The following is a 24,419-nucleotide window of genomic DNA, read 5'->3' on the forward strand; positions in this document are numbered from 1 at the left end:
TCTTAGCTTTCCATTTTCTGAGTATTTTTTTCATCTTTTTGGATTTTTTCTTCAAGATTAGAAAGTTCTTGCATATCTTTTTCTAAATCATTAATTTCACTTTTTAATTCTTTGGTATTATTTAAAATATCTTCTTTGAGTTGATCAAATTCTTCAAAACTTAGTTTTTTTCTGATATTTTCATTAGTTTGTGAAAATTCATCTTTGTATTTTTGTGCTTCATCTTTTAATTCTGCTATTTTTAGTTCTTTGTTAATACTTGCTTTTGCTTCATCAATATTACTTTTAATGGCTTTTAAAATTTTTGCAATTTCAACTATAGTTGAAGGCAGTTTTTCAGGCCCAAGTACTAAAATAGCTACAACTAAAATAACTAAAATTTCACCAAAACTCATTATTTTATCTTCTTTCACTTGAATATGCGGTTTACATTTTACATAAAAATACTTAAAAATATTATTACTTTTACTATATTAATATATAAAGATATCTTGATATATTAATATATTTTTGTTATATTGAATTAAAAATAAAAAAAAGGAAAAGCATGGAGAAGTTGGTTTTTATTTTAAAAGATTTTCTTATTTTATTTATAGAAATATCTGCTTTGTTTATTTTAGTTAGTGTACTTATTGCTTATTTAAATGAGCGTTATGCTAAATTTTTTAATGAGCATTTAAAGAAAGATTCTTTTACAAGCTATGTAAAAGCCATACTTTTAGGTTGTTTAACTCCATTTTGCTCATGTTCAAGCATACCGCTTTTAAACGCATTTTTAAAAGCTAAAGTCCCACTTGGAGTATGCATAGCTTATTTAATCACCTCGCCTTTAATTAATCCTATTATAGTGGTGATGTTTATGGTGAGTTTTGGCTTAAAAATATCTTTATTTTATGTGGGATTTTTATTTTGTGTGATTTTATTTCTTGCTTTTTGTGTTTCTAAAATAAACACTCAAAGATTTTTTAATGAAGACTTTTTAAAAAATGATTTAGAGCAAAAGTCATGTTGTTCTAATAATACATTTCAAAGCTCATGTTGTCAAAAACCTAGCTTGGTTTTTGCTAAAAATTCTAAAACAAGTAAAATTTTAAATTTTAAAAATAAAGCTAAAGAAAGTAAAATCAAAATATTATTCTCACAAAGCTTTAATGAATATAAAAAAATTTTACCTTATATTGTTATGGGTATGGCTATAGGGGCTATTATACATGGTGCTTTTCCGCAAGAATTTTTCCAAAATTATATGAAAGATTATGGAGTTTTGGGTGTATTTATAGCAGCTTTTATAGGGGTTTTGCTTTATATGAATTGCACAGCTATGGTACCAGTGGCTCTAGCTTTAACTACTAGCGGAATTCCACTTGGTATAATGATGAGTTTTTTAATAGCAGGTGCAGGGTGTTCTTTGCCTGAGTTAATTTTGCTTAAAAGAATTTTTAAAACAAGCTTTTTGATTTTATTTGCAAGTATGATTGTTGTAATCGCTATTAGCTTTGGACTTTTAATGTTTTTTATATAAGGAGTATAATGCAGGATTTTTTAAAAATAACAAGTGTGATTAATGATGAAAGCAGGATTTTAATCCTAGCTTTTTTACAAAAACACGGAAAACTTTGCGTGTGTGATTTACAAAGCTCGTTAAATATGAGTCAATCAAGGCTTTCAAGACATCTAAAAATTTTAAAAGAAGCTAATTTTTTGGAAGTAGATAGACAAGGTGTTTGGGCGTATTATGGAATAAAAGAAAATTTAAATAATTTTTGTAATGATATACTAAAAAACATCAATGAACTTTCTATAAAGCTTCCCGAGCTAAAAAGAATTTCTTGTGAGTGTAAAGCTTAAGTACTAATATACAAAGCTAATTCATCGCTTAAAAGGTAGTTGGTGTTATAAAAAATTCCATTTTTATAAACTAGCTTTCCTTTTTTACTAAGAAACATTGCCTTTTCTTTTTCTAAAGGTTCTAGCTTTGTTTCATCTACTCCTATAACACTTCTAAGTCCTAGAAAAATATGCTCTAAGCGTAAATCTTGTAAATTTAAATTTTCAATCTCTCTAAAACAAGGATTTGCTATATAATCTTTTAAACTTTTTTTAGTATAAAATCTTTGATTTTTTAAAAATCCCACCGCACTTAAACCACAGCCTATATAGTCTTTTCCTTGCCAGTAGGCAAGATTGTGTTTGCAAATTTGTCCAAAATTACTGATTTCATATTGCTTATAGCCAAGGTTTTCAATTGCTTTAATAAAATACTTTGCAAGGCGTGGCGCATTTTTTTTAAAATGAAATTTTTTAGCAAATTTTGTCTTTTCTTCTATGGTTAGATTATAAGCGCTTATATGGTTAATATCAAGCAGAGTAAGTTTAGAAATTTCATAATCAAGCATTTTTTTATCATCAAGTTTTGTATCATAAATTAAGTCTAAGTTGATAATATCAAATCCTGCTTTTTTTGCATTTTCTATGCTAGTAAAAATACTTTTTTGATCATGAATGCGTCCAAGAAATTGTAGTTTTTTTTCATGAAAACTTTGCGCTCCAAAAGAAATACGGTTAAAACCTAAATTTTTTATCTCTTTAAGCCATGATAAATTACTCGAGTTAGGGTTTGCTTCTATACTAACTTCACTATCTTTTTGTAAATAATATTGTAAAAAAATAAATATTTTCTCATAAAAACTAGCATCCATTAAACTAGGCGTGCCACCACCTATAAAAACAGTCTTTATGGAATTTTTATCAAGTTTGAAAAAATCTAGTTGATATTTTATATCTTGCATTAAAGCGTTTAAATAATCTTTTTCAAAATCCTTTTTCTTAAGTGAAGTAAAAGAACAATAAAAACATTTGCTTTCACAAAATGGTATATGTATGTATAAATGCATAAAACTTCTTTAAAATGTGATTATAAATTCGTATTTTTTTGTTAGAATTATATTATTAAAAAGTCAAGGATAAGAAAATCATGGAAAAAGAAAAAAAATATAGGCCAAATGTAGCTGCTATAGTACTATCATCAGCTTATCCTTTTGAATGTAAAATTTTACTTGCTAAACGTAATGATATGGAAGATATATGGCAATTTCCTCAAGGTGGTATAGATGAAGGAGAGGATGCTAAAAGTGCGTTGTTTAGAGAATTAAAAGAAGAAATAGGCACAGATGAGGTTGAAATTTTAGCTGAACATCCTGAGTGGATTAGTTATGATTTTCCAGCCAAGGTTGCTCAAAAAATGTATCCTTATGATGGCCAAAATCAAAAATATTTTTTAGTTAGATTAAAAAATAAAGCTATTATTAATTTAAATACCAAAAATCCTGAATTTGATGCTTATAAATTTGCTTCATTAGATGATGTTTATGATATGATTAACCATTTTAAAAAGCCTATATATATTAGGGTTTTAAAATATTTTAAAGAAAGGGGGTATATTTAATGCTGATCGTACAAAAATATGGAGGAACAAGTGTAGGAACGCTTGAGCGTATTGATGAAGTTGCTAAAAGAGTGGCAAAAAGTAAAAAAACTTGCGATAAGTTAGTTGTAGTGGTTTCAGCGATGAGTGGGGTTACTAATGAACTTATTGATTTTGCTCACCATTTTAGCAAAAATCCTTCAGGTCGTGAGATGGATATGCTTTTAAGCAGCGGTGAACGCGTGACTTCATCTTTGCTTGCTATTGCTTTAAATGAAATGGGTTTAAAAGCCACTGCATTTTCCGGACGCAATGCAGGAATTATTACAGATGATGTTTATACTAAAGCAAGAATAGAGCGCATTGATACTGCAAATATCAACAAAGCCTTAGATGAGGGATATATTGTAGTCGTTGCTGGTTTTCAAGGTATTGACAAAATGGGTAATGTTACTACTTTGGGCCGCGGTGGAAGTGACTTAAGCGCGGTAGCTCTAGCTGGAGCTTTAAATGCTGATTTGTGTGAAATTTATACTGATGTAGATGGGGTATATACTACTGATCCTAGAATTGAGCCAAAGGCTAAAAAGTTAGATAAAATTTCTTATGAAGAAATGCTAGAGCTTGCAAGTTTAGGAGCTAAGGTTTTACAAAATCGCTCTGTAGAACTTGCTAAAAAATTAAATGTAAAACTAGTTACTAGAAGTAGCTTTAATGAAAATGAAGGGACGATTATTACTAAGGAGGAAAATATGGAACAAGCTTTGGTTAGTGGTATAGCACTAGATAAAAACCAAGCAAGGGTTACTTTAAGAAATATCGATGATAAGCCAGGCATTGCTGCTGAAATTTTTGGAACTTTAGCAAATGAAAATATCAATGTAGACATGATTATCCAAAATGTAGGTGTAGATGGAGCTACAAATTTAGGCTTTACTGTGCCTGAAAATGAGCTTGATTTAGCAACCAATGCTATGAAAAAAGTTTTAGGTGCTAATGCTAATATAGAAACAGATAGTGCTGTGGTAAAAGTTTCAGTTGTGGGTGTGGGTATGAAATCACATTCTGGAGTAGCTTCAGCAGCTTTTAAAGCATTAGCAAATGAAAATATCAACATACAAATGATTTCTACAAGTGAAATTAAAATTTCAGTGATCGTGCATGAGAAATATGGCGAATTAGCTGTAAGAGTATTGCATGAAGTTTATAAACTAGATATATAAATGAGTAATAGTTTTTTAAAATTCACCCTAGAGCAAATCCGAGAAAATGGCACTTATGCAAGTTGGTTGGAAGAAAGGCGTCTTGAATGGTCGCCTTTGATTGCTTCTAAATTAGCTTTGCTTTTACAAGGTTATACTTTTATTGTGATTACTGATGAGCAAAGAGTTTGGTTTGAAGAGTATTTTTTAAGCCAAATTAACGCCAGCCCCACAAGACCTTTAGTGCCTTTTGTGTCTTTAAAAGGAATTTATAATAAAGCTTGTAATACCCAAGAAGATATAGATTTATTAAATGATCTTTTAAGTATTTCTTTTCCTAATGGTTATGCCTTTTTTTATATAGGAACTAATACAGGTTTTAAATTTAAAATCGCTAATTCTAAAGCAGAAAGTATGTTTTGGCTTTTTGATGAGCAATTACAAAATAGCTTTTACCTCTCCTCGCGTGATAAGGAATTAGACTATAAACTTATTTCTTTATATAAAGTATTTGAGCAAAGTTTAGAGGCTGTGCTTTTTTCTAAGGTAGAAATTTGAATCTAAGAAATAAAATCATTATTCATAATGATTTTGAGCTAATGCAAGAAAAGCTTACAGAAGAATATGGAGCAAAAAATCTTAAATTTTTCATACCTAAAAATCCTGACTTAGAATTAAGATTAAATGACTTAACTTATGACAAAAACGGCCAAGCAACCGCAAAAGCTATTATGAAAGAAAGTTATATAGCTGAAGCACAAGCTAAAATCATAGTTGTGCTAGCTAAGTCTTTTCGTGAAGAAGCACAAAATTATCTATTAAAAGTTTTTGAAGAGCCACCAAAAAATATATATTTTATCATCGTAGCTCCTTCAAAAAATGTTTTTTTACCTACTATACTTTCAAGATTTATCATAGAAAAACATAAAATTCAAAAAGAAAAAATGCCTTTAAATTTAGATCTTAATAAAATGGATCTAGCTCAAATTGCTTCATTGTTAAAACAATATGAAAATATAGACAAGCATGAGTGTTTAGAGTTAATTAGCACTTTAAGCCATGAATGTTTTAAACAAGATATAAAGTTAAACGATGAAGAAATTGAATTTTTTTACAAAGCTTATGAGTTGGCTAAATTAAATGCAAAGCCAACTATCTTGCTAAGCACCATAGCCTTAATTTTACACGAGAGAAAAAATGAAAATCATTAAAATCAATCCTAATACAGATTTTAAACAAATTTCTAAATACATAAAGCCACACAAAGCAGGCGAGAAAATTATGAGTGAAAAAACTCAAATTCATTTTTTTCTTATTAAAGAGCTAAGAGCGCCTGCTGCAAATATACTCAAACAAGATGCACTAAGAGTTGGGGCTGAGCTTGTAACACATAAAGAAGTTATACTGGGTAAAGAACATACTAATGCTTTGCTTATGGTAACACAAGATCAAGCTAAAAAACTTATAGAAAAAGAAAAGTTACAAGATTTTAAGCTTAAAAATTTAGCATTATTTTTAAAGTCTAATTTTAACAAACCAAAATATGCAAAAATTATGGGTGTGATTAATATTAATGAAGATAGTTTTAATGCTCAAAGTAGGGTTAAAGAAAATGAAGTTTTAGAAAAAATCGAACTTATGATTTCTCAAGGGGCTGATTATATAGATATAGGCGGGGTTTCTTCAAGACCTGGAAGTGTGTATTGTGGGAAAGAAGAGGAGTTTAAGCGCTTAAAAAATACCCTAGATTTAATCTATAAAGAAAAACTTTATGAAAAATGTATTTTTAGCTTGGATAGCTTTGATGAGTATTGTTTAGAATATGCTTTAAATAAAGGCTTTAAGCTTATTAATGATATCACTGGTTTTAAAAATGAAAATTTAGCCAAATTAGCTTTAAAATACAAAGCTACTTACACACTCATGCATATACAAAATACCCCACAAAATATGCAAGATAACCCGCATTATGAAGATGTATTAGCTGAACTTGATGATTTTTTTGCGCAAAAGCTAGAAAGACTAAGTGAGCTTGGTTTAGAAGATGTGATTTTAGATGTTGGTATAGGTTTTGGTAAAAGTCCTTGGCATAATATGATGTTAATCAAGCATTTAGAGCATTTTTTACGCTTTGAAAAAGAGCTTTTAATCGGAGCTAGTAGAAAAAGTGTTATAAATGCTTATTTTAACTCAAATGTTGAGCAAAGACTAGCAGGTACGCTTTATTTGCACTTAGAAGCTTTTAAAAACGGAGCAAGTATTATAAGAGCGCATGATGTGTATGAACACAAACAAATGTTTGAACTTGCAAAAGCTATGGATGAACTTTCTTTGGAGTAAAGATGACTTATCAAGAGTATTTAGAAAAGGTAAAATTAGCAAAAGAATGGATGAGGGCTTATTATGAAGATGATGAGCCATTAGCAAGTGATGAAGAATATGATAAATTAATTAGAGAATTAAAAGAATTTGAAGCACTTTATAAGGATAAAATTTCTAAAGATTCTCCCACACAAAACATCGCTCCAACTATACAAAGTGAATTTCATAAAATCACTCATAGTGCAAAAATGTGGTCTATGGAAGATGTGTTTGATGAGGCTGAGCTTAGAGCTTGGGCAAAAAGAGCAAAATGTGAGTTTGATTTTTTTATAGAACCTAAATTTGATGGAGCTAGTTTAAATCTTACTTATGAAAATGGTAAATTAATCAGTGGTGCTACAAGGGGAGATGGTGAAATAGGCGAGGATATTACTTTAAATGTTAAAGAAATTTCTAATATTCCTAAAATCATACCTTATAAAGACAAAATAGAAATTCGTGGTGAGGTGGTGATTTTAAAAGAAGATTTTGAAAAGATCAACGAAAAAAGAGCCAAAGATGGTTTAAGTTTATTTGCCAATCCACGTAATGGGGCAAGTGGATCTTTAAGACAGCTAGATACAAGTATCACTAAAGAAAGAAATTTGAAATTTTATCCTTGGGGAGTTGGAGAAAATTCTTTAAAATTTAGCAAACACTCTGAAGTGATGGAGTTTATAAGAAGTCTTGGTTTTTTAAAAGATGATTTTGTATATTGTGTGAAAACCTTAGATGAGGTTTTAGAAAAATACCAAGAACTTTTAGAAAAAAGAGATCAAAAGCCTATGATGATGGATGGTATGGTTGTAAGGATTGATGATTTAAAAAAATGCCAAGAGCTTGGATACACGGTTAAATTTCCAAAATTTATGGCTGCGTTTAAATTTCCAGCTTTAGAAAAAACTACAACCTTACTTGGAGTAAATTTACAAGTTGGAAGAAGTGGGGTGATAACTCCTGTTGCAATCTTAGAGCCCGTGGAATTAGATGGGGTTATAGTAAAATCAGCTACTTTGCATAATTTTGATGAGATAGCTAGACTTGGAGTGATGATAGGTGATAGTGTAAGCGTGATAAGAAGCGGCGATGTAATACCTAAAATCACTAAAGTTTTTACCCAAAGAAGAGATGGTTTAGAAAGTAAAATCACTAAACCAAGTCTTTGCCCTGAGTGTTTAAGTGAGCTTTTAGATGAGGGTGCTTTTTTAAAATGTCAAAATTTAGATTGTAAAGCAAGACTTGTAAATTCCATTATATATTTTGTATCTAAGAAATGTTTAAATATAGATGGCCTTGGAGAAAATATCGTAGAACTTTTATTTAAAGAAGGAAAAATCACAAATATAGAAAGCATATTTTTCTTAAAATATGATGATTTTTTAAATTTAGAAGGTTTTAAAGAAAAGAAAATTAATAATCTTTTAAACGCTATAGAAAATGCTAAAAAATGCTCTTTATCAAGATTTATCACAGCTTTGGGTATAGAGCATATTGGCGAAGTGGCAGCTAAAAAGCTAGCGCAATCTTTTGGATTTGATTGGTTTTTACAAAGTTATGAAGCTTATGTGAATTTAGAGGGTTTTGGCGAGCAAATGGCAAAAAGCTTGCAAGAATTTACAAAAATAAATCATCAACGCATTAAACATTTTTATGAAATTTTGCACTTAGAAGATGAAAAAAAAGAGCTTGCTTTAAATGAAAATATTTCTAATAAAACCTTTGTTATCACAGGTACTTTAAGCAAATCACGCGATCATTTTAAAGAATTAATCGAAAGTTTTGGAGCAAAGGTAAGCTCATCTGTATCTAAAAAAACTGATTTTGTATTATATGGAAGCGAGGCAGGCTCAAAGCTTGAAAAAGCTCAAAGTTTGGGAGTTAAATGTATCAATGAAGATGAATTTAACGCACTTTTAGGCGGTGATGATGAGGTATGATGTTTTTGTAAGTCAAAAACTAAACATAAGTCGCAACAAAGCTTGTGAGCTTATAGAAAATGAGCAAATTTTATTAAATGATGAGTTTAAAAAAACTTCTTTTAAGATTATAAGTGAAAACCCCTTAGAAGATGAGAGTTTAAAACTCACTCTTTTAAATGAGTTTTATGTAAGTAGGGCAGCTTATAAACTAAAAGATTTTTTGCAAAATTATGCTTTAGAGATTAAAGATAAAATTTGTCTTGATATAGGTTCATCTACTGGTGGTTTTGTGCAAATTTTATTGCAAAATCAAGCTAAGCAAATTTATGCACTTGATGTAGGATCAAACCAACTTCATGAGAGTTTGAAAGAAAATGATGAGATTATAATATGTGAAAACACTGATTTAAGGGAATTTAAAAGCGATATTAAATTTGATCTTATAAGCTGTGATGTTAGTTTTATATCTTTATCACATTTACTTTTTTATATAGATAAATTGGCTAAAAAAGATATCATTTTGCTTTTTAAGCCACAATTTGAAGTGGGTAAAAATATTAAACGCGATAAAAATGGTGTGGTAAAAGATGAAAAAGCTATTGCTATGGCAAAAAATAAATTTGAAAAAGAATGCGCAAATTTAGGCTGGATTTTACAATATCATCAACAATCAAGCTTAAAAGGAAAAGAAGGTAATGTGGAATTTTTCTACGCCTATAGAAAAAACTAAAATCACAAGTTTGGCTATAGGGTGTTTTGATGGTATGCATTTGGGACATTTTGAGCTTTTTAAATATTTAGATAAAAATGGAGCTTTATTTATTATCGCAAAAGAAGAAAAAGAAGCTCTAACGCCTAAGGATTTTAGAATAAATTTGGTTGATTTTCCTTTGATTTTTTGTGATTTTGATAAAGTCAAAAACTATAAAGGTGAGGATTTTTTAAAACTTCTAAGGCAAGAATTTCCCAAACTAGAAAGGATTATCGTAGGCTATGATTTTAAATTTGGCAAAGAAAAAAAATGTAGCGCCAAAGATATACAAAATCTTTGTGGTATAAACACCATCATCATAGATGAGTTTAAAATTCAAAATAAAAGTGTTCATACAAGTATGATTAAAACCTTACTTAAAGAAGCAAAAGTCAAAGAAGCTAAAAATTTTCTAGGTAGATTTTATACTATACAAGCAAATATCATCAAAGGTCAAGGCATAGGTGCTAAAGAGCTTTTTGCAACTTTAAATTTATACGCAAAAGATTTCTTTTTACCCAAAGATGGTGTATACGCGACTTTGGTAAAGATTGAAAATAAAAGCTATCATAGTGTAAGCTTTATAGGTATAAGATCTACTGATGAAAATTTTGCTTTAGAAACGCATATTTTAGATGAAAATTTCACAAATACAAATGCAAAGTCAGTGGAGTTAAGCTTCATTGACTATATAAGAGCTAATGAAAAATTTAACGATATAGCCTTATTAAAAGCACAAATAAGTAAAGATATTAACAAAGCAAAGCAAATTTTAGGAAATTTATAATGAAAGATGAAATTTTTAAAAAACCTTTAGAAAAACAATTTGAATTTGATGCAAATGTTGCAAGTGTGTTTGATGACATGGTGGCTAGATCTGTGCCTTTTTATGCGCAAAATTTAAAGCTTATTACTCAACTAATCACACATTTTGCCCCGCAAAACGCAAAAATTTGCGATCTTGGTTGTTCGACTGCTAGTTTGCTTTTGGCTTTGTTTGAAAAAAGAAAAGATTTGCAATTAAGTGGAGTAGATAATGCCAAGGCTATGCTTGATATTGCTAGTAATAAAACGAGAGCATTTGGGGCTAGAGTGGATTTTTATGAGCAAAATTTAGATGAGTTTAGTTTTTTTAAAAACGATGTATTTGTTGCTACTTATACTATGCAATTTATCCGCCCACCAAAAAGGCAAGAAATCATTGATAAAATTTATCAAAATTTAAATGATGGTGGAATTTTTATCATGAGTGAAAAAATTCTTTATGAAGATGTAAAAATATCAAAAAAAATGATAGAAATTTATGAAAATTACAAACAAGATCAAGGCTATAGCAAATTAGAAATTGCAACAAAAAGAGAAGCTTTAGAAAATATACTCATTCCTTATACTCAAAATGAAAATATAAACATGCTTAAAAATTCAGGATTTAAAATCATAGAAAGTGTGTTTAAATGGGTAAATTTTGAAACATTCGTGGCTTTTAAATGAAATCTAAAAAATGTTTAATCTTTCCAAGATTAAACATTAAATCTAAAATGCATTACATCGCCATCTTGGACGATATAATCTTTACCCTCAAGGCGTAGCTTTCCTGCTTCTTTAGCTCCATTTTCGCCTTTACAGGTAATATAATCTTCATAAGAAATTACTTCAGCTTTTATAAAGCCTTTTTCAAAGTCATTATGGATAACACTTGCTGCTTTTGGTGCTTTCCAGCCTCTTTGTATAGTCCATGATCTAACTTCTATTTGGCCTGCTGTGAAATAGCTTATTAAATTTAACTTTGAAAAAGCAGTGCGTATAACCACTTCAAGTCCACTGCTTTCTATACCTAAGGATTTTAAAAATTCATAATTTTCTTCATCGCTTAAAGCTATCATTTCCTCTTCTATTTTAGAGCAAAGCTTAATGACCTCATGACCTGATTTTGCGGCAAATTCTTTAAGGTCTTTTACAAATTCATTGTCTTCTAAAAGGGAATTCTCATCTACATTTGCTCCATATATCACTTCCTTAGCTGAAAGCAATCTTAGTTCTTTTATAAGAGCATGATAGACTTCATTTTTATTAGCAAAAGAGCTTGCGCTATTGTTTTGATTTAAATGTTCTAAAAGTTCATTAGCTAATGCTAAGCTTTCTTTTGCACCTTTTTCATTAGCTTTTACACCTTTGCTTAATTTTTCTATCTTCTTGCTAAGTTGCTCAATATCTGCTAATATAAGTTCAGTTTCTATAATTTGCACATCACGTACAGGATCAACACTACCTGCAACATGAGTGATATTTTCATCATCAAAACAGCGAACTATATGTAAGATCATTTCTGTTTCGCGTATGTTTGAAAGAAATTTATTACCCAAACCCTCGCCTTTGCTAGCTCCTGCTACCAATCCTGCTATATCTACAAATTCTATATTTGAGCGTATAATTTTTTGAGGATTGACTATCTTTGCTAGTTCTTTCAAACGATGATCTGGCACAGGAACCACAGCTTTATTAGGCTCTATAGTACAAAATGGATAATTTGCACTTTCTGCATTTTGCGCTCTTGTTAGGGCATTAAAGGTAGTTGATTTTCCAACATTTGGAAGTCCTACTATACCAACTGATAAACTCATTTTTGTTTCCTTGAAAGATAAATTAAATAAGCAAGGCACATTCTAACCCCTGCTGAACTTGCGCCAAAGCTATAATATCCCCATGATTTTTCTAAATAAGCTGGCCCTGCTATATCTAAATGCAACCATTTATCTTTGTATTCTTCTCTAATGAAAGAATTTAAAAACAATCCTGCAGTAATAGCCCCACCATAACGACTTGAAGAGGTATTACTTACATCTGCAATGTTAGATTTTATAAGTTCTTTTAAGTAAGGATTAAAATGCAAGATGGTTGCTAAATCCCCACTTTTTTTACTTACTTTAAAAAATTCATCTTGTAATTCTTCTTTATTTCCCATGATAGCGCTTGTGTATTCTCCAAGTCCTACCACGCAAGCTCCTGTTAAAGTAGCAAGATCTATTAATAAATCAGGTTTTAAATCTTGAGCAAAAGAAAGGCAATCAGCTAAAACTAATCTTCCCTCAGCATCAGTATTTCTTACTTCTATGCTTACACCTTCTCTTGAGATAAGCACATCATCAGGCTTATAAGCATTCCCGCCTATCATGTTTTCTGTAGCACCTATAATGGAGTGAATTTCTATATCAAGGTTTAGCTCACTTGCACCTTTAATGATAGCCATAGCAGCAGCCCCACCACTTTTGTCTGCTTTCATAGTAAGCATATAATCAGCTGGTTTTAAACTAAGACCACCACTATCATAAGTCAAACCTTTACCAACAAAAACCACTTTCATCTTAGCATTTTGTGGTTTATATGAAAGGTGGATTAGTTTTGGAGGGTGGATTGAAGCACGATTGACTGCTAAAAATGCTTGCATTTTTTCTTTTTCTAAAAAATCACTTTCATAAATTTTACAAGTAATGTTTGGATTGTTTTTGCTTAAATTTAAAGCATCTTCGGCCATTTTTGCTGGAGTATATGTTTGTGGAATTTCATTAACAATATCTTTTGCAAAATCACATGCTTTAGAAAAAATCTGCCCATAATTAATCCCTATAAGAGCTTCTTCTTGGCTGAAATTTTTATCATTAATTTCATCTTTTGATATAAAAATTTTTTCTAAATTAGAATTTGTTTTTTCTTTTTTGTATTTATTAAACTCATAAGCAGCAAAAGTAAAACCTTGTACTAAAGAATTAAAACTATTTACAATGCATTTTCCCACAACACTTTTAGTTTTAACGCTTTTAATATCAAGTTTTTTTAAAGCCTTAAAAGCATTAGCAAATGTAAGTCTTATATCTTCATACTCTAAACTTTTAAGTTCACTGTAAAGAATTTTATTTTGCATATCTATGCAAATTCCTTCGCCTTTATAATTTGATAATTTGAAAAGTTCTTGACTTTGAGTGTATTTTTCTATATTTTTTTCTTGTACTAAGATGATTTCAAAATCAGCTTGTATAGAATTTATATCTTCATTTTTAAATTCAAAAATCATTTATGAGTCCTTTTTTTGAGTATAGATTTTTCTATTTGTTTCATACCTAAAAATAAAGCAAGTAAAAAACAAGCGATAATAGGCACTGCAAAATACCAGTGATCTCCAGCCCATTCTACTGCAAGCCAAATTTGTTTTCCAAAAAACCATGCAAGTAAAATGGTTATAGCAGCCCAAGCCCAAGCACTAATTAAATTTATAAATGCAAATTTTTTAGCACTATAACGAGTTAATCCTATACTCATAGGTATGATAGTTCTAAAACCATACATATATCTTTGTATGAAAATAATAGGCCAGCCAAAACGCTGTAATAATAAATGCGCTATGGCAAATTTACGCCTTTGGGTGCGAAGTTTTTTCTGAATGTATTTTTTATTATATCTTCCTATATAAAAATATATTTGATCACCTACAAAGCCACCCAGTCCAGCTACAAATATAATTAAAGCTAAATTTACATGCCCTTCATGGGCAAAAATACCTGCTAAAATAAGCGCAAGCTCACCTTCAAGTATGCACCATAAAAAAACTATGATATAAGCCCAATTTTTATAATCATACAAAAGCTGTTTTAAAAACTCCTCCATCATTACACCTCTAATACACTATAAACAGAAGTTAATTTAGATAATTCTTTTTCTCCATCTAAATCTTTTAAATTCAGTAAAAAGCAAGCTTCAACGCAATTTGCATTAAGCCTTTGTATGAGTTTAACAGCAGCTATTGCTGTGCCTCCTGTTGCGATAAGATCATCTATAAGTAAAACATTTGCTTTTTGATTATTAAAAGCGTCAATGTGAATTTCTATAGTGTCGCTACCATATTCTAAGCTATAAGATTCTTGCAAGCATTTTGAAGGTAATTTACCTGGTTTTCTAATAGGTACAAAAGGTAGTTTTAATCTAGCGCTTAGCGCAGCACCAAAAATAAAACCTCTACTTTCTATGCCAACGATATAATCAAGTTTTGCGTTTTGATATTTTTCAACTAAATAATCCATTAAAAATGCAAATGCTTCTTTATTGTTTAGTAAGGTTGTGATATCTCTAAAGATAATTCCTTCTTTTGGAAAATCTTTAATAGCTCTAATGCTATCTAATAAGTATTTTTTATCTTGTTCTTTCATCATAATAATGCCTCAATTTTTGCTTCTAATTCTTTGATTCTTTGTCTTAATTTTTCATTTTCGATACGATATTGAGAATTTCTTGTTCTAAGAGAAGTAAGATCTGCTTTGCTTTTGTTTAGCTCTTCGGTTAAAATGTCAATGTTACCCAAACTTCTTTGAAGTTGAACTTGTAATTTTCTTATAACAATTTCTGTATCATCAAGATTATTTTTTATGAATTCTTTTGCTACTTTTTCTTTGTGAAGTAAGGTTTTATAATAAAGCAACATAATAGTCATATAAATACTAATACAAATTAATATTGTTAATACAAGCCAACTCAAAATCATAGTTTTGCCTCTATTTTACTAATTCGCGCGCAATGTCTTCCACCACTAAAGGAAGTATTGATGAAATTATTTATAATTTCAAAAGCCATATCTATTCCGGTTAGTCTAGATCCTAAGGCTAAAACATTTGCATCGTTATGCTCTCTTGAGAGTTTAGCGCTTAAGGGTTCATTACATAAAGCACAGCGTATGTTTGTATGGCGATTTGCTGCTATACTCATACCAATACCTGATCCACATACTAAAATTCCAAAACTGGTTTCATTAATTTTAGAGCTTAGTAGATGTGCATAATCAGGATAATCACAACGATCATTACTAAAAGGACCTAAATCCTCAAAGTTTATATTTTTTTCTTGTAAAAAATTGATAATTTCTTGTTTTAAAATAAAGCCAGCATGATCGCTTGCTATGTAAATTTTTTCTCTTAACATTTAATAATCACTTATCATTTGAAATTTTAAAGTATTAATTTTATCATATTTAATTAAAATTTTTCTTTCTTATATATAATTATTTTTTAATATTTTCAAATATTTAATTTGATATAATAATACTAAATTTAAGGTAAAAAATGAAGCTTGTTTTGATTGGTTCTTCAACGGGTGGTCCAAGTCAACTAAAGTTTTTACTAAATGATGTAGAACTTAAAGATTGCGCGGTAGTGATTGCTCAACATATGAATCCAGCTTTTATCCCTTCTTTTGTGAATCAATTTAACAAAGAAGCAAAAAGCGATGTTGTCATACCAAATGATAAAGAAGTTTTAAAAAATAAAATTTACATTTGTCAAAGAAATATGGTTTTAGGTGGAAATAATACACTAACACTAAATACTACAGAGCAAACAAGTAGTTTTAATCCAGGGATAGATGTTTTATTCCATTCGGCTATAAATCTTTACAAATACCATAAAATTTTAGCCTTGATTATGACAGGAATGGGTGATGATGGCGCTAAATCTTTGTTTGATCTTTATAAGGTTGGAGTAAGGTGTTTGTGCGAAAATGAAGCAGATTCTATAGTATATGGGATGCCAAAAAAAGCCAGGGATACTAACCCAAATTTAAAACCTATGAGTTTAATAGAACTCAAAAAAGAAATAATAAATTTTATCAAATCATAGGATGGAAAGATGATAAAAATTACAGAAAATGAAATGAGTGATTTTATAAAAATAGTAGAGCAAATAAGTGGAAATAATCTTAATACTAAAAAAGATATTTTATCTATAAAACTGCCTAAATTTTTACAAGAATTAGGTTTAAATAGTCTTAGTGAATTAAATGAAAAAGTACAGCTTCAAAGAAATTTAAAACAAGAAACTATGGATTTTATCACAGTTTGTGAGACTTATTTTTTTAGAGAGTTAGAACAATTAAAAGATGTAATTTATTATATAAAATCTCTTGATAGGCCTATAAATGTGCTTTGTGCTCCATGCTCAAGTGGTGAAGAAGTGTATTCTTTAGCTATTTTAGCAAGTGAGAATTTTGTTAAAGGTATGAATATAGTTGGTATAGATATCAATAAAAAAATGATAGATAAATGTAATGAAATGTTATATTCAGAGCGCTCGGTAGCTAGATTAAATACCATGCAAAAAACGCGTTATTTTGATGTAAAAGATAGGATGTATCAGCTTAAAAAAGAAACTTTAGCCTGTAGATGCCGTTTTGAGCTATGTAATGTTTTTGATGATTCATTATTTAAGCTTGGAAAATTTGATGTGATTTTTTCAAGAAATATGATGATATATTTTGATCAAGATTTTAAAATAAAATTAATGGAGCGTTTTTATAGGGTATTGAATAGAGAGGGCAGAATATATCCAGGAAAATCAGATCTTGTACCTGAAACAGCTTATTTTGAAAAGAATTTTAGTGCGGGCGGGGTTTATTATTCTAAGGTGGATTAATTATATTTTTTATTAAACCACCACCAATAAATTGCTGCAAAGATAAAACATACTCCTAAACCAAAAGTAAAATGGCTTAATTTTAAGCCATGAAATTCAAATAAATACCCAGTAGAAAAAACTATAATAGCGCTAAAACTTAAATATACCATATCATTATAGGCAATCACTCTACCATAGTATCTTTTATCACAATCATTTTGTAAAAGTGTGTAAGTATAGCTCCATAAAGATGAAGTACAAAAACCTGCCATTACTAAGCCTATAAAGGCAAGATAAAAGTTAAATTGCAAGCAAGCCCACATCATTATACCCACACCTTGTGCTAAGTATAAATATACTAAAGTGTTTTTGTTAATATAGGGACTAAGTACATAAGGACCTATGAGTAAAGATATGGCTCTTATAGCATTAGAAAGTCCTATAGCTAAAGGTATGGAAATAACTTTTGCATATTCATATTCAGCTAAAAGTGTAATTAAAACATCATAAGCAGTTATTCCTACAACCCCATGAAGCAAAATCAAATGAATGATTTTTTTATTATTAAATACATAGTTTAAACCTTCTTTTATTAGTATAAAAGGATTATTTTGCGTAGTATTTTTCTCATCGGGTAAAATTAAAGTTTTGAGTATAAGCATGGCACAAAATAGCATTAAAGTATCAGCTATAAAGGCTGGTTTTGCTCCAAAAAGATCTATAAAAAGCCCCGCTGCACCCATACCCAAAGCATATGATACAGCCCATATAATGCTATGAAGTTCATTGCCTAGTTTTAGTTCTTGTGGGGTTAAAATTTTAGGTAAAACTGACATTTCTGTTTGAAAATATATACTAGCAACACCCATGCGAACAAAAGTTAAAAAGTATAAAAACCAAAGCATAGCTAAAGAATTTATAAAAATTAACATAAAAATAGAAATCATTTCAATACCAATCATTGTAAGTAATAAATTTTTGGGTTTAAATCTATCTACTATTATTCCATTTATAGGTGCAAGTATAATAGAAGGTAAAAAAACAAAAATAGCTGAAAAACCTATGATATTTGCAGAGGCATTTAATTCTTTTGTCAAAAGAGTAAAAACACCTACTTGAGAAAACCACGCGCCAAAATAACTTATAAATTGTACCATTGCTAAAAGACGAAAGGTTTTATTGTTTTTAAGTAAAGACCTATAAGTCATGAATATCCTATGAATATATGAAATTAAAGGGCTTGATTATATCCTTTTTAAAATTATTTTACATTTAAATGTTATAATAATTCTTTTTTATAAAAAAAGGTTAATAATGGATAGACTAAGTAAAAAAGAAGCATTAAATTTGCTCCAAAATACACCTTTATATGAACTAGGTGCAATGGCATATGAGAAAAAATTAGAGCTTCACCCTGAAAAAATTACAACTTTCGTGGTAGATAGAAATATAAATTATACAAATATTTGTTGTATTGATTGTGATTTTTGTGCTTTTTGCAGAAAAGAAAAAGATGATGATTCTTATATTTTAAAATACGAAGAAATAGGGCAAAAAATAGAAGAATTACAAGCCATTGGAGGCACTCAAATTTTATTTCAAGGTGGGGTGCATCCAAAACTTAAAATAAAATGGTATGAAGACTTACTTTCATATATAAAAACTAACTATCCAACTATCACTGTGCATGGTTTTTCAGCAGTAGAGATAGCTTATATAGCAAAAGTTTCTAAAATTTCCATAGAAGAGGTTTTAAAAAGATTACAAGCTAGCGGACTTTTTTCTATACCTGGGGCTGGTGCTGAAGTATTAAGCGATAGGGTAAGAGATATTATAGCACCACACAAATGCGACACAGCTACTTGGCTAAGAGTGCATGAGAGTGCGCACAATATAGGCATGAAAAGCACTGCTACTATGATGTTTGGCACGGTTGAAAATGATGAAGAAATTATCGAGCATTTTGATCATTTAAGAAAATTACAAGATAAAACAAATGGCTTTAGAGCTTTTATTTTGTGGTCATTTCAAAGTGAAAATACTCCTTTGATTAAAAAACATCCTGAAATTATCAAGCAAAGTTCTAATAGATATTTAAGATTGTTAGCTTTAGCAAGATTGTATTTGGATAATTTTAAAAATTTACAAAGCTCATGGGTGACCCAAGGTTCTTTAATAGGCCAGCTTGCTTTAAAATTTGGAGCTAATGATTTGGGTTCGACTATGATGGAAGAAAATGTAGTAGCAGCAGCTGGTGCAAAATATAGAATGAATCAAGAGCAAATGATAGAGCTTATTAAAGATATAGGAGAATTACCTGCTAAGCGCGATACAGCTTATAATATCTTAGAGAGGTTTTGATGTTAAATTTAGACTTTAATAATACTAAAATAGACATAATATATGAGAATGAAAACGAGCTTCCTGTGGTATTTTTTAAGCTCATTTTCAAAAATAGTGGAAAAATAGCAGAAAAACACAATAGAGGTTGTGCAAGTATGCTTGCTAGACTTTTAAATGAAGGAAGCAATGATGAGTTTTTTAAGAGCTTAGAATACCGTGCTATAGAGCTTTATGCTAAGGCTAGTTTTGAGCATTTTCAAATTAATATAAAATGTTTAAAAGAACATTTTGATTTTGCTTTAGAAAAATTACAAGAATTATTTTTAAATGTGCGTTTTGATGAAAAAATCTTACAAAGATTAAAAACTTTAGCTTTGGGTGAGCTTGCAAGTTTAAATACTGATTATGATTATCAAGCAAAAAGACTTTTGAATAAGAATGTTTTTATAGATGAAATTTTTGCTAGTGGTCTTGATGGGACTAAAGAAAGCATAGAAAAGATTAGTTTAAAAGAATTGCACGATTTTATGAGTGAAAATTTAGTACTTGATAATGCTTTATTTGTTTTTGGCGGAGATATTAAAGAAGATGAAGTGAAGGTTAAGACAGAAAAAATTTGCCAAATTTTAAAAAGAAATATCCCAAATCAAAACAAAAGCTACAAACTTATTGATGAGAATATAGAAGTAAGTGAACAAAAAAGCACCGAGCAAGCTTATATATACTTTTGCTCCCCATTTAATATACAAATTAACGATGAGAAAATGTATTTAGCTAAACTTGCTTTATTTATCTTGGGTCAAGGTGGTTTTGGTTCGCGTTTGATGGAAGAAGTGCGTGTAAAAAGAGGCTTGGCATATTCAGTATATGCTATGCTTGATGTAAATTTAAATTATAGTAGAGTTTTTGGGTATTTGCAAACTAAAAATGAAAGTTCTAATGAGGCTAAAGCTTTAGTTAAAGAAGTTTTTAAAAACTTTGTCCAAAATGGAGTAAATGATAAAGAATTTCAACTAGCTAAACAATTTTTAGTAGGTTCTATGCCTTTAAGATATGAAAGCTTGGCCAAAAGACTAGATATAATGCTAAATGAATATTTACATGGTTTAAAACTTGGAAATTTAAAAGAAGAAATGCAAAAGATTAAAAACACTAATTTAGATGAGTTAAATGACTTTATCAAAGCACATAGTGAAATTACCAAAGTGAGTTTTGCAAGCATAGAAAATGAAAGTTGAAGAAAAGGATTTAAAACTACTTCATACTTTAGGAGTTAAAAATTGTATCGATTTGGCTTTGATTTTACCTAAAAAATTTGATGATTTTAGAATTTCAAAGTTTCCAAAAGATACATTTTGTACCCAAAATGTAAAAATTATCAGCACGCAAAATCATCACTCTCAGCTTTTTATGCTTTGTGAATGTTTAGAATGGGGTATAAAAGCAAATATAGTAATTTTTCATCCTAATAAATGGCATTTTAAAATTTTTAAGCATAATGCTTTAGTTTGTATCTATGCAAAGATGAATTTTTTTAATGGAATTTGGCAGTTTATAAACCCAAAAATAGTAAAAAATATAGGTCAAATAGTCCCTAAATACCAAATTAGCTCTATTAAAGATGAAAGTATAAAAAAACTTATCATAAAATATGTCAATGAAGCTAATTTAAAAGCGCTAAATTTAGAACAAAAATATATTAATTTGCTTTTGAATTTACATAATTATGATGATTTAATTCTTTATGAAAATTTTAATGTTATAGTTAAAGACTTAAAATATATAGAAATTTTTAATCATTTAAGGCGTTTAAAGGGTAAAAAAATATCACAAAATGCTTATAAAATAGAACTTTTTGATATAAGCTCTTGGCTTAAGGGTTTAGAATTTAACCCTACAAATGATCAGCTTTTAGCGATAGAAGATATTAAAAAAGATTTGCAAAATAAAGTCGCTAAAAGGCGTGTGGTAATGGGCGATGTGGGTTGTGGCAAGACTTTGGTTATACTTGCTGCAAGTTTGCTTGTATATCCTAAAAAGGCTATTTTAATGGCTCCAACTAGTATATTAGCAGAGCAAATTTATCATGAGGCTAAGAGACTTTTGCCTGATTTTGTTAATGTATTGCTTTTAAAAGGTGGTAAAAAAGATAAAGATTTAGCAAAATCAAAAGAACAAGCTCATTTTATTATAGGTACACATGCGCTCATTCATCAAGAAGAATTTGAAGCAGTTTTAGTGATGATAGATGAGCAACACCGTTTTGGTTCTAATCAAAGACAAAAAATAAGCGAGCTTAGCAAAAACTCTCAATATGCTCCACATATCGTGCAATTTTCTGCTACACCTATACCAAGAACTTTATCTATGATACAAAGTGAGCTTGTAAATTTTAGTTTTATTAAACAAATACCCTTTAAAAAAGACATTAAAACTTTTTGCATACAAGATAAAGATTTTAAAGTTTTGCTTAAAAAAATCGATGGTGAACTTGCTAAAAATCATCAGGTGATCATCATTTATCCTTTGGTAAATGAAAGTGAAAATATAGATTATTTATCACTAGAGCAAGCACAAGGATATTGGGTAAACAAATACAAAAATGTTTATGTAACCCATGGAAAAGATAAAAATAAAGATCAAATTTTGCAAGAATTTAGAGAAAAAGGCACGATTTTACTTTCTACGACTGTGGTTGAAGTGGGGATTTCTTTACCAAGACTAAGCGTGATTGTTATTGTTGGGGCTGAAAGACTTGGGCTTGCTACCTTGCATCAACTTAGAGGCAGAGTAGGTAGAGTGGGGCTTGAGAGTTTTTGTTATTTATATACTAAACAAAAAGAAATTCCAAGTCGTTTGCTTGAATTTGCTAAAACTTTAGATGGATTTAAAATAGCTGAACTTGATTTAAAAAATAGGCTAAGTGGTGATTTACTAGATGGTAGAGTGCAACATGGTAATCATTTTAAATTTTTTGACTTTGCAGATGATGAAGAGTTAGTTTTAAAAGCAAAAGAAAGTATCAAAAATATGGAAAGAGAAAATGGATAAATACTTTGAAATTTTAATTTCTAAAGGCAAGAAAAAACACTTTAATAAAGGGAATATTTTATTTTTTCAAGGTGAAAAAGCAAATAAAATTTATATTTTATTAAGTGGAAAAGTGCGTATATATAAGGTGAATGCAAAAGGTTTTGAACTAACACTTCATACTTTAACTCCGGTAAACTTTATAGCTGAAATGCCTGTGTTTGAAGGCATTAATTACCCAGCTAATGCAATTTGTGAGCAAGATTGCGAAATTTGCGTTTTTGATTTTGATGAATTTAAAAAATTATGCTTGGAAAATGGGGAATTTAGTTTTTTACTTCTGACTTCTTTAATCGGTAAAATTCGAATTTTAGAAAATTTCATCAGACAAAAATCTTTGGATTTAAAGTCAAGATTGGTTAGTTTTTTGCTAGAAAATGAAGAAAAATTGCAAAATTTAAAACAAAAAGAAATCGCTGTGATTTTAAATTTACCTCCAGAATCTTTGTCGCGTTTTTTAAAAGAATTAAAACAAAATGAGCTTATTTGTACAAATAAAGGTAAAATAGTAATTTTAAATAAAGAAAAAATGCAAAATTTAATTAAGTCTTTTTAAGTCTTATTTGTTACAATATTGTATTTAAAGTATGGAAGGTTTTATGGATTTTGATTTTTTAATCAAGTTTAGCCCTATGTTTATACAAGCTTCTTGGCTTACTTTAAAACTTGCTATTTATGGAGTATTTTTTTCATTTTTAGTGGGTTTATTTTGTATGGGAGTAAGTTATTTTAAATTTTCTTTTTTAAATACAATCTGTAAAATTTACATAGAATTTTCAAGAAACACACCTTTATTAATCCAACTTTTCTTTTTATATTATGCTTTGCCTGAGTTTGGGATACACCTTAGCTCTTTTGCTTGTGCTGTGATAGGACTTAGCTTTTTAGGCGGTTCTTATATGGCTGAGAGCTTAAGAGCAGGCATGGAAGCAGTGAAAAAACAACAATACGAGTCAGGACTTTCTTTGGGTTTGAGTAAATGGCAAAATTTCCGTTATATTATCATGCCTCAAGCCTTGGGTATAGCTATGCCAAGCATTAGTGCAAATATCATTTTTTTACTTAAAGAAACATCGGTTGTAAGTATTATCGCTTTAGCAGATTTAGTGTATGTAGCTAAGGATCTTATAGGACTTTATTATAAAAGCAATGAAGCTTTATTTGCTTTGGTGCTTTGTTATTTGATCTTGATTTTACCTTTATCTTTAGTGTTAAACCGTATAGAAAAAAGGTTAAATTATGTTTGAAATTTTAAATCAAGATACCTTTTTTAGACTAGCACAAGGTTTAAAGGTTACTTTAGAGCTTTCGTTAATTAGTGTTTTGATTTCACTCATAGGAGGAGTATTTTTTGGAATTTTAATGCATTCTAAAAATAAAATCCTTTATGTTTTTTGTCGTTTTATGCTTGAGTTTGTGCGTATTATGCCTTTGATTGTTTGGCTTTTTATAGTGCATTTTGGTTTAGCAAAATGGTTTGGATGGCATTTGAGTGCTTTGGGTTCAAGTATTATTGTTTTTAGTATTTGGGGTGTGTTTGAGATGATGGATTTAGTTAGATCATCTTTGGCAAGCATACCAAAACACCAATATGAATCAGGACTTTCACTAGGCTTTAATAAATTACAAGTTTATCTTTTTATCATCATTCCTTTATCTTTAAGAAGATTGTTACCAATGAGTATTAATCTTTTTACAAGAATTATTAAAAGCACTTCAGTGATTTATCTAATCGGCGGTATAGAGCTTATTAAAGTAGGTCAACAAGTGATTGAGCTAAATTTATTTCAAAATTCTTACGCAGCTTTTGTGATTTATGGTTTGATTTTATTGATTTATTTTATACTTTGTTATCCTTTGTCGGTATATTCAAAGTTTTTAGAGAAAAAATGGAGCTAA

General features: G+C 29.4%; 28 protein-coding genes. 19 read left to right on the forward strand and 9 right to left on the reverse strand.

The features are described 5' to 3' along the window. Nucleotides 1-2: 2 nt before the first annotated feature. On the reverse strand, nt 3-395 hold the full coding sequence (gene tatB / locus CLLT_RS03640) for a Sec-independent protein translocase protein TatB (protein WP_012661376.1): 393 nt from the start codon (nt 393-395) through the stop codon (nt 3-5). Between the two features lie 152 nt (nt 396-547). Here tatB and CLLT_RS03645 point away from each other — a divergent pair, with 152 nt between their 5' ends. Both CLLT_RS03645 and CLLT_RS03650 read left to right on the forward strand, forming a co-directional pair. Next, on the forward strand, nt 548-1,522 hold the full coding sequence (locus CLLT_RS03645) for a permease (protein ID WP_074691960.1): 975 nt from the start codon (nt 548-550) through the stop codon (nt 1,520-1,522). An 8-nt stretch (nt 1,523-1,530) separates the two neighbouring features. Beyond that, nucleotides 1,531-1,848, forward strand: a complete 318-nt coding sequence (locus CLLT_RS03650; protein WP_074691963.1) for an ArsR/SmtB family transcription factor — start codon at nt 1,531-1,533, stop codon at nt 1,846-1,848. Here CLLT_RS03650 and hemW read toward each other — a convergent pair. Continuing rightward, a complete protein-coding gene (gene hemW, locus CLLT_RS03655) occupies nt 1,845-2,894 on the reverse strand; it encodes a radical SAM family heme chaperone HemW (protein ID WP_074691966.1) in 1,050 nt (349 codons plus the stop codon). The two genes, CLLT_RS03650 and hemW, sit on opposite strands and share 4 nt — an antisense overlap. Nucleotides 2,895-2,974: 80 nt before the next feature. Between hemW and CLLT_RS03660 the strand changes: the two genes are divergently transcribed. The 9 genes from CLLT_RS03660 to cmoA are packed head-to-tail and all read left to right on the forward strand — an operon-like array spanning nt 2,975 to nt 11,148. After that, nucleotides 2,975-3,445, forward strand: coding sequence for an RNA pyrophosphohydrolase (locus tag CLLT_RS03660; RefSeq protein WP_070257077.1), 471 nt, complete (start codon nt 2,975-2,977; stop codon nt 3,443-3,445). Next, nucleotides 3,445-4,647, forward strand: coding sequence for an aspartate kinase (locus CLLT_RS03665; RefSeq protein ID WP_070257075.1), 1,203 nt, complete (start codon nt 3,445-3,447; stop codon nt 4,645-4,647). The genes CLLT_RS03660 and CLLT_RS03665 overlap by 1 nt, the downstream gene beginning before the upstream one ends. Next, the gene (locus CLLT_RS03670; protein ID WP_012661382.1) at nt 4,648-5,184 is read left to right on the forward strand and encodes a HobA family DNA replication regulator; all 537 of its coding nucleotides are present in this window, start codon (nt 4,648-4,650) and stop codon (nt 5,182-5,184) included. Nucleotides 5,185-5,225: 41 nt separating this feature from the next. Next, a complete protein-coding gene (locus tag CLLT_RS03675) occupies nt 5,226-5,837 on the forward strand; it encodes a DNA polymerase III subunit delta' (RefSeq protein ID WP_049752005.1) in 612 nt (203 codons plus the stop codon). Next, nucleotides 5,824-6,966, forward strand: coding sequence for a dihydropteroate synthase (folP, locus tag CLLT_RS03680; protein ID WP_012661384.1), 1,143 nt, complete (start codon nt 5,824-5,826; stop codon nt 6,964-6,966). Before CLLT_RS03675 ends, folP begins: the two co-directional genes overlap by 14 nt. A gap of 2 nt (nt 6,967-6,968) precedes the next feature. Further along, nucleotides 6,969-8,924, forward strand: coding sequence for an NAD-dependent DNA ligase LigA (ligA, locus tag CLLT_RS03685; protein ID WP_074691969.1), 1,956 nt, complete (start codon nt 6,969-6,971; stop codon nt 8,922-8,924). Next, the gene (tlyA, locus tag CLLT_RS03690) at nt 8,914-9,636 is read left to right on the forward strand and encodes a 23S rRNA (cytidine-2'-O)-methyltransferase TlyA (protein WP_070257068.1); all 723 of its coding nucleotides are present in this window, start codon (nt 8,914-8,916) and stop codon (nt 9,634-9,636) included. The genes ligA and tlyA overlap by 11 nt, the downstream gene beginning before the upstream one ends. Continuing rightward, a complete protein-coding gene (locus CLLT_RS03695; protein ID WP_074691973.1) occupies nt 9,602-10,444 on the forward strand; it encodes a bifunctional riboflavin kinase/FAD synthetase in 843 nt (280 codons plus the stop codon). Before tlyA ends, CLLT_RS03695 begins: the two co-directional genes overlap by 35 nt. Further along, nucleotides 10,444-11,148, forward strand: a complete 705-nt coding sequence (gene cmoA / locus CLLT_RS03700) for a carboxy-S-adenosyl-L-methionine synthase CmoA (protein ID WP_074691976.1) — start codon at nt 10,444-10,446, stop codon at nt 11,146-11,148. Before CLLT_RS03695 ends, cmoA begins: the two co-directional genes overlap by 1 nt. Nucleotides 11,149-11,177: 29 nt before the next feature. Here the strand turns inward: cmoA and ychF are convergent, their stop codons facing one another. Genes ychF through rpiB form a run of 6 tightly spaced genes read right to left on the reverse strand, consistent with a single transcriptional unit; the run spans nt 11,178 to nt 15,621 of the window. Beyond that, nucleotides 11,178-12,278, reverse strand: coding sequence for a redox-regulated ATPase YchF (gene ychF, locus CLLT_RS03705; RefSeq protein ID WP_074691979.1), 1,101 nt, complete (start codon nt 12,276-12,278; stop codon nt 11,178-11,180). After that, nucleotides 12,275-13,726 (reverse strand): leucyl aminopeptidase, encoded by a 1,452-nt coding sequence (locus CLLT_RS03710; RefSeq protein ID WP_074691982.1) that lies wholly within the window; start codon nt 13,724-13,726, stop codon nt 12,275-12,277. The genes ychF and CLLT_RS03710 overlap by 4 nt, the downstream gene beginning before the upstream one ends. After that, nucleotides 13,723-14,316 carry a DedA family protein gene (locus CLLT_RS03715; RefSeq protein WP_070257060.1) on the reverse strand — a complete coding sequence of 198 codons (594 nt, stop codon included), beginning with the start codon at nt 14,314-14,316 and terminating at the stop codon, nt 13,723-13,725. The genes CLLT_RS03710 and CLLT_RS03715 overlap by 4 nt, the downstream gene beginning before the upstream one ends. Before the next feature lie 2 nt (nt 14,317-14,318). After that, nucleotides 14,319-14,855 carry an adenine phosphoribosyltransferase gene (gene apt / locus CLLT_RS03720; protein WP_070257153.1) on the reverse strand — a complete coding sequence of 179 codons (537 nt, stop codon included), beginning with the start codon at nt 14,853-14,855 and terminating at the stop codon, nt 14,319-14,321. Further along, nucleotides 14,855-15,187, reverse strand: a complete 333-nt coding sequence (locus tag CLLT_RS03725; protein WP_012661393.1) for a membrane protein — start codon at nt 15,185-15,187, stop codon at nt 14,855-14,857. Before CLLT_RS03725 ends, apt begins: the two co-directional genes overlap by 1 nt. Next, complete coding sequence (rpiB, locus tag CLLT_RS03730) at nt 15,184-15,621, reverse strand: ribose 5-phosphate isomerase B (RefSeq protein WP_070257058.1); 438 nt, start codon at nt 15,619-15,621, stop codon at nt 15,184-15,186. The genes CLLT_RS03725 and rpiB overlap by 4 nt, the downstream gene beginning before the upstream one ends. Before the next feature lie 140 nt (nt 15,622-15,761). Here rpiB and CLLT_RS03735 point away from each other — a divergent pair, with 140 nt between their 5' ends. Both CLLT_RS03735 and CLLT_RS03740 read left to right on the forward strand, forming a co-directional pair. Continuing rightward, nucleotides 15,762-16,313, forward strand: coding sequence for a CheB methylesterase domain-containing protein (locus CLLT_RS03735; RefSeq protein ID WP_070257056.1), 552 nt, complete (start codon nt 15,762-15,764; stop codon nt 16,311-16,313). A 9-nt stretch (nt 16,314-16,322) separates the two neighbouring features. After that, nucleotides 16,323-17,105: a CheR family methyltransferase gene (locus CLLT_RS03740; RefSeq protein WP_012661396.1), complete on the forward strand. Its 783-nt coding sequence runs from the start codon at nt 16,323-16,325 to the stop codon at nt 17,103-17,105. Here the strand turns inward: CLLT_RS03740 and CLLT_RS03745 are convergent. Then, nucleotides 17,102-18,295, reverse strand: coding sequence for an MFS transporter (locus CLLT_RS03745; protein ID WP_070257054.1), 1,194 nt, complete (start codon nt 18,293-18,295; stop codon nt 17,102-17,104). The genes CLLT_RS03740 and CLLT_RS03745 overlap by 4 nt on opposite strands. 106 nt (nt 18,296-18,401) lie before the next feature. On the opposite strand from CLLT_RS03745, the gene CLLT_RS03750 reads away from it, so the two are divergent. From CLLT_RS03750 to CLLT_RS03775, 6 genes are read left to right on the forward strand one after another with little or no spacing between them, the layout of a single operon-like run. Next, nucleotides 18,402-19,448 (forward strand): dehypoxanthine futalosine cyclase, encoded by a 1,047-nt coding sequence (locus tag CLLT_RS03750; protein WP_070257052.1) that lies wholly within the window; start codon nt 18,402-18,404, stop codon nt 19,446-19,448. Beyond that, the gene (locus CLLT_RS03755) at nt 19,448-20,668 is read left to right on the forward strand and encodes a M16 family metallopeptidase (protein WP_070257050.1); all 1,221 of its coding nucleotides are present in this window, start codon (nt 19,448-19,450) and stop codon (nt 20,666-20,668) included. The genes CLLT_RS03750 and CLLT_RS03755 overlap by 1 nt, the downstream gene beginning before the upstream one ends. Further along, nucleotides 20,658-22,481: an ATP-dependent DNA helicase RecG gene (gene recG / locus CLLT_RS03760; RefSeq protein WP_074691985.1), complete on the forward strand. Its 1,824-nt coding sequence runs from the start codon at nt 20,658-20,660 to the stop codon at nt 22,479-22,481. Before CLLT_RS03755 ends, recG begins: the two co-directional genes overlap by 11 nt. Then, a complete protein-coding gene (locus CLLT_RS03765; RefSeq protein WP_074691988.1) occupies nt 22,474-23,076 on the forward strand; it encodes a Crp/Fnr family transcriptional regulator in 603 nt (200 codons plus the stop codon). Before recG ends, CLLT_RS03765 begins: the two co-directional genes overlap by 8 nt. Nucleotides 23,077-23,119: 43 nt before the next feature. Beyond that, entirely contained in the window at nt 23,120-23,767 is a 648-nt protein-coding gene (locus CLLT_RS03770) for an amino acid ABC transporter permease (protein WP_012661402.1), read from the forward strand. Continuing rightward, complete coding sequence (locus CLLT_RS03775; protein WP_070257042.1) at nt 23,760-24,419, forward strand: amino acid ABC transporter permease; 660 nt, start codon at nt 23,760-23,762, stop codon at nt 24,417-24,419. Before CLLT_RS03770 ends, CLLT_RS03775 begins: the two co-directional genes overlap by 8 nt.

This window comes from Campylobacter lari subsp. lari (genome assembly GCF_013372185.1).
Lineage (GTDB): Bacteria > Campylobacterota > Campylobacteria > Campylobacterales > Campylobacteraceae > Campylobacter_D > Campylobacter_D lari.

Coding starts and splice junctions, on each gene's coding strand:
- ychF (WP_074691979.1), bottom strand. CDS start 12,278: ATGAGTTTATCAGTTGGTATAGTAGGACTTCCAAATGTTGGAAAATCA.
- CLLT_RS03660 (WP_070257077.1), top strand. CDS start 2,975: ATGGAAAAAGAAAAAAAATATAGGCCAAATGTAGCTGCTATAGTACTA.
- CLLT_RS03665 (WP_070257075.1), top strand. CDS start 3,445: ATGCTGATCGTACAAAAATATGGAGGAACAAGTGTAGGAACGCTTGAG.
- CLLT_RS03650 (WP_074691963.1), top strand. CDS start 1,531: ATGCAGGATTTTTTAAAAATAACAAGTGTGATTAATGATGAAAGCAGG.
- cmoA (WP_074691976.1), top strand. CDS start 10,444: ATGAAAGATGAAATTTTTAAAAAACCTTTAGAAAAACAATTTGAATTT.
- CLLT_RS03710 (WP_074691982.1), bottom strand. CDS start 13,726: ATGATTTTTGAATTTAAAAATGAAGATATAAATTCTATACAAGCTGAT.
- CLLT_RS03670 (WP_012661382.1), top strand. CDS start 4,648: ATGAGTAATAGTTTTTTAAAATTCACCCTAGAGCAAATCCGAGAAAAT.
- CLLT_RS03745 (WP_070257054.1), bottom strand. CDS start 18,295: ATGACTTATAGGTCTTTACTTAAAAACAATAAAACCTTTCGTCTTTTA.
- CLLT_RS03645 (WP_074691960.1), top strand. CDS start 548: ATGGAGAAGTTGGTTTTTATTTTAAAAGATTTTCTTATTTTATTTATA.
- hemW (WP_074691966.1), bottom strand. CDS start 2,894: ATGCATTTATACATACATATACCATTTTGTGAAAGCAAATGTTTTTAT.
- tlyA (WP_070257068.1), top strand. CDS start 8,914: ATGAGGTATGATGTTTTTGTAAGTCAAAAACTAAACATAAGTCGCAAC.
- CLLT_RS03715 (WP_070257060.1), bottom strand. CDS start 14,316: ATGGAGGAGTTTTTAAAACAGCTTTTGTATGATTATAAAAATTGGGCT.
- CLLT_RS03695 (WP_074691973.1), top strand. CDS start 9,602: ATGTGGAATTTTTCTACGCCTATAGAAAAAACTAAAATCACAAGTTTG.
- rpiB (WP_070257058.1), bottom strand. CDS start 15,621: ATGTTAAGAGAAAAAATTTACATAGCAAGCGATCATGCTGGCTTTATT.
- CLLT_RS03675 (WP_049752005.1), top strand. CDS start 5,226: ATGCAAGAAAAGCTTACAGAAGAATATGGAGCAAAAAATCTTAAATTT.
- CLLT_RS03725 (WP_012661393.1), bottom strand. CDS start 15,187: ATGATTTTGAGTTGGCTTGTATTAACAATATTAATTTGTATTAGTATT.
- CLLT_RS03740 (WP_012661396.1), top strand. CDS start 16,323: ATGATAAAAATTACAGAAAATGAAATGAGTGATTTTATAAAAATAGTA.
- CLLT_RS03765 (WP_074691988.1), top strand. CDS start 22,474: ATGGATAAATACTTTGAAATTTTAATTTCTAAAGGCAAGAAAAAACAC.
- folP (WP_012661384.1), top strand. CDS start 5,824: ATGAAAATCATTAAAATCAATCCTAATACAGATTTTAAACAAATTTCT.
- CLLT_RS03755 (WP_070257050.1), top strand. CDS start 19,448: ATGTTAAATTTAGACTTTAATAATACTAAAATAGACATAATATATGAG.
- CLLT_RS03735 (WP_070257056.1), top strand. CDS start 15,762: ATGAAGCTTGTTTTGATTGGTTCTTCAACGGGTGGTCCAAGTCAACTA.
- recG (WP_074691985.1), top strand. CDS start 20,658: ATGAAAGTTGAAGAAAAGGATTTAAAACTACTTCATACTTTAGGAGTT.
- CLLT_RS03775 (WP_070257042.1), top strand. CDS start 23,760: ATGTTTGAAATTTTAAATCAAGATACCTTTTTTAGACTAGCACAAGGT.
- tatB (WP_012661376.1), bottom strand. CDS start 395: ATGAGTTTTGGTGAAATTTTAGTTATTTTAGTTGTAGCTATTTTAGTA.
- apt (WP_070257153.1), bottom strand. CDS start 14,855: ATGAAAGAACAAGATAAAAAATACTTATTAGATAGCATTAGAGCTATT.
- ligA (WP_074691969.1), top strand. CDS start 6,969: ATGACTTATCAAGAGTATTTAGAAAAGGTAAAATTAGCAAAAGAATGG.
- CLLT_RS03770 (WP_012661402.1), top strand. CDS start 23,120: ATGGATTTTGATTTTTTAATCAAGTTTAGCCCTATGTTTATACAAGCT.
- CLLT_RS03750 (WP_070257052.1), top strand. CDS start 18,402: ATGGATAGACTAAGTAAAAAAGAAGCATTAAATTTGCTCCAAAATACA.